This is a genomic window from Actinoplanes flavus (genome assembly GCF_017592555.1).
Taxonomy (GTDB): Bacteria; Actinomycetota; Actinomycetes; order Mycobacteriales; family Micromonosporaceae; genus Actinoplanes; species Actinoplanes flavus.
The window spans coordinates 129,100-135,308 of record NZ_JAGFNS010000029.1 but is presented as its reverse complement, the minus strand read 5'-3'; the positions used below and the strand labels follow the sequence as shown (position 1 = coordinate 135,308).

Genomic DNA, 6,209 nt, shown 5'->3' with positions numbered 1-6,209 from the left:
CCAGGCCATCGGGAACGGCAGGGCGGCCACTCCTTCGGAACCACCCAACGGCAAGAAACCATCAGCCACACCCCACCGTCCCGGGCATCCGGGGCATCAACCCCAGACAATCAACAACCTTATGGAGCGACCATGACCGAGGCTGAGCTGCTCGACGCGGAACGGCGCCTCCAGCAGGCGCAACGCGACGGCGACGTGGCGGTGCTGGAGGAACTGCTCGACGACCGCCTGATCGCGATCGGGCCGGACGGCGCCCGCTACCGCAAGTCCGACGACCTGGACGCGTACCGGTCCGGTTCCTCGGTCGTCGACTCGCTGACCGAGGAGGACCTGGAGGTGCTGGTCGTCGACCGGACCGGCGCGACCTTCGCCCTGTGCACGGTGGCGGGGACCTTCGGCGGCGCCCCGTTGACGGCCCGGCTGCGGTACGCGCGCACGTGGGCGTACCAGGAAAGTGTCGGCTGGCGGATCGTGGCCGCCCAGATCTCGCCGGCGTAGGTCAGATGATCTCCCAGTCCAGGAGGCCGTCGCCGGTCACGGTGGGGCGGTAGCGGCCGTCGTAGGGGCGGCCGGTCTCCAGCGCGGTGGCGGTGCCCTCCAGCAGTTCGGTGACCGAGGCGGGCCAGCGGGCGAAGTCGGTGCCGTCCTCCGGGTAGAACTCGCCCACCCGCCCGTGACCGCCGGGCCGTTGGTCGACGAGCAGGCAGCCGCCGTCCCCGGCCGACGCGAACGGCACGAACTGCCGGTGCCACCAGTCCTCCCCCGGCCAGGAACCGGCGTCGCCGGCCAGGACGGTGCAGGTGGACCGCCAGTCGCCGAGGATCTCGTCGAGGGATTGCGGCAGGAAGAACGGCGGCAGGTCGAAACGGGCCTCCGGGCGTACGCCGTCGTGGCGGCGCAGGGAGGCGACCAGGTCGGCCGGGAACGCCACCGACATGCGGCGCTGCAACTCGTCGATCCGCTTCGCGCCGGCCGGTGGGCGCGGTCCGCGGGCGCTGGCCGGGGCGTTCGCGGCGAGCCACTTCTCGATGCGCTGCCAGGCCCGGTTCACCCGCTGGGTGGTGGCGGCATCCGGGCGGGTGGGAGTGATCGCGCCGGCGTTCTCCGGGCAGGCGGCGGTCGACGGCGGCCGGGGGCGCGACGGCGGGACATACGTCGACGGGTGTGGCGTGTAGGGCCTGACCGTGGGCTCGACCGGGCCGGTGTAGTCGATGTGCGCCGAGTAGATGGGCTCGCTGCCGCACCAGCCCAGGCCGCACGCCATCAGGACCATGATCACGAAGACGCCGAGCAGGCCGAGAACGAAGCGCTTGCCGCTGACCGGCTTGCGTGCGCCCTCGGTGACGTCGAGCACCGGCGTGGCGGGCTGGGGCTCCACTCGCAGCATCGGCTCGAACCATTCGGCGGCCCCGGCGAAACGGCCGTCCTCGCTCGGCGTTTCGGCCGCCCCAGGAATCGTCTCGGGAGGCGAACCCGGATCATCGGTGGCCGCGGACCCCGGCGTCGCGGAGAGTGCGGCCGCCGGGATCCGGCCGGCCGGTGGAAGGGGCAGCGCGCTCTCGTCGACATCACCAACGGTGACGACCGCCGCGGAGAGGTTGCGCCCGTGCAGCGCGTCGACGACGAGGCTGGTGTGGTGTGCCGCGTCCGGGCCCGGGCCGGTCACCACCACGACGGGCGCGCCCATCGCCACGGCCAGGTCGACGAGTGTCCACCCGCCCTCGCCCACCGGCAGCAGCAGGCCCGCGTCGGCGGCGACCAGCACCAGTTCGTAGGACCGGCTCATCCCCTCGGCCAGGTCACGGACCCGGTCCAGGGGCAGCCGGGCGGTCCCGGCGACCTCCAGCACCCCGGCGAGGAACGGCCGCGCCGGATCGTCGTCCGGCACGCTGGTGCCGATCACGACGGCCGCCACCGGCGCTTCGGTGGCCGCCGCCAGCCCGGCCAGCGCGATCCGCCAGTCGGCGCCGGCCGAGGTGGCCGCGATCATCCACGGCCCACGGCCCGTCCACCCCCGGTTCACGCCGTCACTCTAGGTCCATCTGGTGGTTCGCCCAAGTGCGAGGCGAGGTCCAGGTGTCAGCGCCAGGTGGGCCGCACCCGCAGCCCTGGATGATCGCCAGAGCCGCTTCCTTGTGCATCGATCGGTTCGGATAGGGTGGCGGCCGTGCCCGGAGACCTGCGTGACTTCGTCGCGACAGCGGCGCCGATCTTCCAGCGGCTGATTCCGGCAACGCCCGCCCGGCTGCTGGGCCGTGCCGCAGCGCCGGAGCACCTCACCCCGGATCCCGCTCTCGACCCGCCCCGGCCTTCGGAGCCGGGCGACAACGCCTGCCTGGTCGCGCTGCGTTCGGCCGGGAACCTGCCGGCCGAACGGCTGCTCGGCGCCCTCGAACTCGCCGTCGACGGCTTCGACTGGAGTGCCGCGCCGGACCTCACCGGCGATCTGCCCGGTCTTCCGCCGAACATGCTCTACGGGATGGTGTCCGGTTTCGGCCAGCAGAGCGAGGCCGTGTCCGCGGCGGCCATGCTCGATCGGATCAGACCCGGCGTCGTGGACCGTGTCGTCGCCCTCTCCCGCGAGGTGGCGCCGGCCGGAATCGAGGTCACCGGGGACGAACCCGCCATCGCGGCGGCTCACGGCGCCGCCCACCTCGCGGTCACCGTTGCGGTGGCCGGAGCGGTCGTCGCGCAGACCGCGCCGCCGCTGGTCGACCGGGCCGCGGCCACCGTCGGGCTCGCCCTGGGCGCGGCGATTCTGCTGCTGCGGGACACACCCATGCCATCGGGGTACGCGTCCGCGCTCCTCGACCGCATCCGCGCCGAGTATCTGCCCCGGACGATTTACGGGACGGCAACCGTTTCCGGGCACCGGTTCGGCCTGGTGGAGCACGACTTCCCGGACGCCGCCGACTTCTCCGGCAACGGGCTGGTGGCGGTCGCGGACGGCGGCGTGGTGATCCGGACCGGGATCGCGGACGGCCAGGTCGAACTGTTTCTGGAGGTGCGTTCCGGCGCCCCGGAGGAGATCGAGCCCGACTGGGACGAGATCGTCGAGGTGAGCTGGCACGCCGCAGAGGGCCGGGCGTCGATCGTGTCACCGGACGGCCGTGGTTTGGACCGGATGCGCCGGCAGACACCACCGTGGCCGGGCGACTACCGGATCCGGGTGCATGCCCGCGGGCGTGACGACCTCGACGCCGCCCACGAGCGGTACCGGATCGTCGTGTGGAGCGCGGAACCGGCCGCTGTGGACGTACACAAAAGGGTTGATCTTCTCGGGCACCGGCTGCGCGGCGAGCCCGCGCCGGAGCGCCCACCGCGACCCGAACTCGCCTATCGCTGGATCGGCCGCAGCGTCCTGACCGTCGCGGCGACCGTCACCGTGGTCACCGGAGCGACCGTCGAACAGGCGCTGCGGGCGTTCGGCGCCGACCCGGACCGGCCGGAACGCATCGACGACCTGCGCCGTGGGGTGATGTCGCAGAAGCGTTCCCACCAGTGGGTGAGTGCGCTGGACGCGGGCGGCGCGGTCCTGCTCGTGGAGGAGAACGGCTACCGCGGTGCGAACGCCGGCGTGCTGCGGGCGGCGTCCGCGAACGGCCGGGCGGCGAGCTGGTTCTGGAACGTCAACGCGGTCACCCGCCTGTCGTTCGCCGAGGGTGGTGAGCTGCTGGCCGCCCACGAGCCGTTCGGCGACGAGGACTGGCCGCCGGAGCTGGCGCCCGTGCTGGCCGGGCTGGACTTCGCGGCGAGCGGCGACCGGGACGGCAAGGGCCTGGTGGCGGTGGAGCGGTTCACCGGCCGCGGCCTGACCGAGGACGACCTGGCCCGGATCGAGAAGGCCGGCGTCGGCTACCGCATCGACCTCTAGATCCGCCCCCAGCCCTCCTGGTCCACCAGGCGCCGTTCGAACCAGTAGTCGGCGGTGCAGGTCGGATCGGGCAGGGTTCGGGCGGCATACCAGCGGTCGATGCGTGCGAGGGGCGTACGCGGAAGTGGCCGGGTGCCGACGACCGGGGTTTCCACCAGCTTCCTCAGCTGGTGCGGGCACTTACGCGGCATGGGCCTTTCGGGAAGTGGGCGAGACCCGCCTTGCTGATCCGCGGCTTGACCGGAGCGGGCGACGGAGTGGCCGAGAGCGTGGGCGACGCGGCCGGAGACGTCGTAGGGGTGATGACCGCCGGGGAGGAAGCCGTCGCGTTCGCGGCATCGCCGCCCGGCGAATCACACGCGGTCAGCAGGACGCAGAGTCCCAGGAGGATCGGCAGTATCGGGGGCGTTCCCTTGCCGACGGCAGAGCCCATGATCGAATGCCCTTCGGGAAGCGTACGAGCGGTGCCCACGGCGCCGATTCGCAAGGTCGTACAGCGGCCGCCGAGGGTCCCGTGGTCCCTGAAGCCCCTGCGCGGCGGGCTGGAATGTCCGGTTCCGCCGGACCCTCCGGCCTTGCGTATCGGCGCGGACCGCTCCCGTGTGCGTTTCGGCTATCCAGCATCCGCCGCGCGGCGGAGTGCCTTTTCGATCATCGGGGACGCCTTCACGCCGTGAGTCACGCTGAGCTGGATCGCGACCGTGCGCTGGACGATCAGGTATTTCTGCCGGCGGGGCTCCGACGGGAACTGATAGATCACCGCCTTCCCCGCCGAACTCTTCCGGGTCGCACCGCACTTCTGCGCCTGATCGGCGAGGATGCGAAGACCTCCACTGGAAGGTGTACCGAACAGCAGGATGCGCTCCGAGACGTTCTCGCCGGATTGGTTGAAGAGACTGATGCCGGCGATGTAGTAGACGCCCTCGGTGCGGTAGCCGGGCCACGCCTCGTCCAGCAGGAGGTCACCGAACAGGTCGCAGCTCTCCGGCCATGTCGGCCATGTCGGCCCGCCGTCGCATGCTTCGCCGAACACGAACGCGTTTTGCGTCATCCCGTCGTGCTCGGCCTCCGACCACGCGTCGCCGGGGGTGAGCAACCAGCGCGGCCGAGTCTCAACAGCAGCACACGTTGCCGATCCTGGCGGCACCGGCGAAGGCTGCCCGGATGCGACGGCACTCGATGACGCGGTCGGCGCCGCTGAGGGATGACGGGACGAAGACTGGGCATCGCCGGCGTCACAGGACGCGAGCATGCCCAGTGCCAGCACGGCCGATGCCACGAGTATCGAACGCGACAACTTGCCAAGCATCGGTGCCCCATCAGACGGTTCAAGCGGGCCGTGGCCATTATCGGGGCTTCCGACTGCTGAGGTATTCGCTGTTCAGGCGGTGCGAAACGCCGGGCGTGGGCCACCGATGGAGCAGAACGTGCCCTTTCGCTACCGGTGACCGGGTCAGTCGAGCAATGTGTATTTCGGTTTACCCCGGGCCGGCGGCTGTGTTCTCAGTGCCATAACGAGCCCGCTGACGAGTATCACCGGCGCCAGCATCCAGAGCAGGATGAAATCCTCACGGCCATTGTTCGCCATTATCACGACCAGGACGATCGCGGTCGTCACCAGGCCGATCGACCAGCCGGCGTAGTACCGGCGGGAGTGTGGGCGAGGCATCGGCTCGTCGGTAGCGGTCACGCCGGGATTTCGTGTGATCCACTGCTCCGCGACTTCGACCGGGACTTCCGGGATGCGCAGGTCACCGGATCGGAGGCGCCTGGGTTGCTGCGGAGGCAGCCCGGCGACGACGCGGTGCCACCCGAGCGTCGTGGTCATATGCATCCCGATCCCGGCCAGCTGGACGGCAAGCGGCAGGTCGTCCATGAAGATCGCGATCCAGAAGACGACCAGTGCGGTGAGATTGACCGGTAGAGCCCATGGCGCGAGGCGGCGGTGACGCCGGATGGCCTTGGCGGTTCGCGGGTCCAGGGGCAGCCGCTGGGACGGGTCACGCCGATAGGCCAGCTGACTGATCGGCACATCGGCCCATTCCGGATCGGGTGCGGCATTGGTGACGGCCAGTGGTGGAATATCCAGGTCCGACACCATATTGGCCGGAATGACAAGGTCAGTTCGAGTGATAATCGCAGGCACCCATTCAGTACACGTAACGACTGATCATCATGACGGCAGAGAGTAGGTGGCGAAGACCAAGGACGGAACCCGGCATGCAGGCACGATGCGGCGCCGGGTCGCTGATGCCTCGCGCCAGCCATGCGGAACCCACCACTTGGCCGCTGGGCGTCTGCCGCTCGCTCGCGCCGAGAGGCGGAAGCTCTCCGA

General features: G+C 70.8%; 6 protein-coding genes. 2 read left to right on the top strand and 4 right to left on the bottom strand.

Annotated features, from left to right (window positions below):
- Positions 1–132 precede the first annotated feature (132 nt).
- Complete coding sequence (locus J5X75_RS34355; protein WP_208471797.1) at positions 133–498, top strand: nuclear transport factor 2 family protein; 366 nt, start codon at positions 133–135, stop codon at positions 496–498.
- A gap of 1 nt (position 499) precedes the next feature.
- Here the strand turns inward: J5X75_RS34355 and J5X75_RS46195 are convergent, their stop codons facing one another.
- Positions 500–2,023 (bottom strand): SMI1/KNR4 family protein, encoded by a 1,524-nt coding sequence (locus tag J5X75_RS46195; RefSeq protein ID WP_208471796.1) that lies wholly within the window; start codon positions 2,021–2,023, stop codon positions 500–502.
- Between the two features lie 144 nt (positions 2,024–2,167).
- Between J5X75_RS46195 and J5X75_RS46190 the strand changes: the two genes are divergently transcribed.
- Positions 2,168–3,874 (top strand): DUF6461 domain-containing protein, encoded by a 1,707-nt coding sequence (locus J5X75_RS46190; protein ID WP_208471795.1) that lies wholly within the window; start codon positions 2,168–2,170, stop codon positions 3,872–3,874.
- Here the strand turns inward: J5X75_RS46190 and J5X75_RS34340 are convergent.
- From J5X75_RS34340 to J5X75_RS34330, 3 genes are all read right to left on the bottom strand, one after another.
- Entirely contained in the window at positions 3,871–4,029 is a 159-nt protein-coding gene (locus J5X75_RS34340; RefSeq protein ID WP_208471794.1) for a hypothetical protein, read from the bottom strand. The two genes, J5X75_RS46190 and J5X75_RS34340, sit on opposite strands and share 4 nt — an antisense overlap.
- Positions 4,030–4,487: 458 nt before the next feature.
- On the bottom strand, positions 4,488–5,183 hold the full coding sequence (locus J5X75_RS34335; protein ID WP_208471793.1) for a hypothetical protein: 696 nt from the start codon (positions 5,181–5,183) through the stop codon (positions 4,488–4,490).
- Positions 5,184–5,327: 144 nt separating this feature from the next.
- The gene (locus tag J5X75_RS34330; RefSeq protein ID WP_208471792.1) at positions 5,328–6,020 is read right to left on the bottom strand and encodes a hypothetical protein; all 693 of its coding nucleotides are present in this window, start codon (positions 6,018–6,020) and stop codon (positions 5,328–5,330) included.
- Positions 6,021–6,209 lie beyond the last annotated feature (189 nt).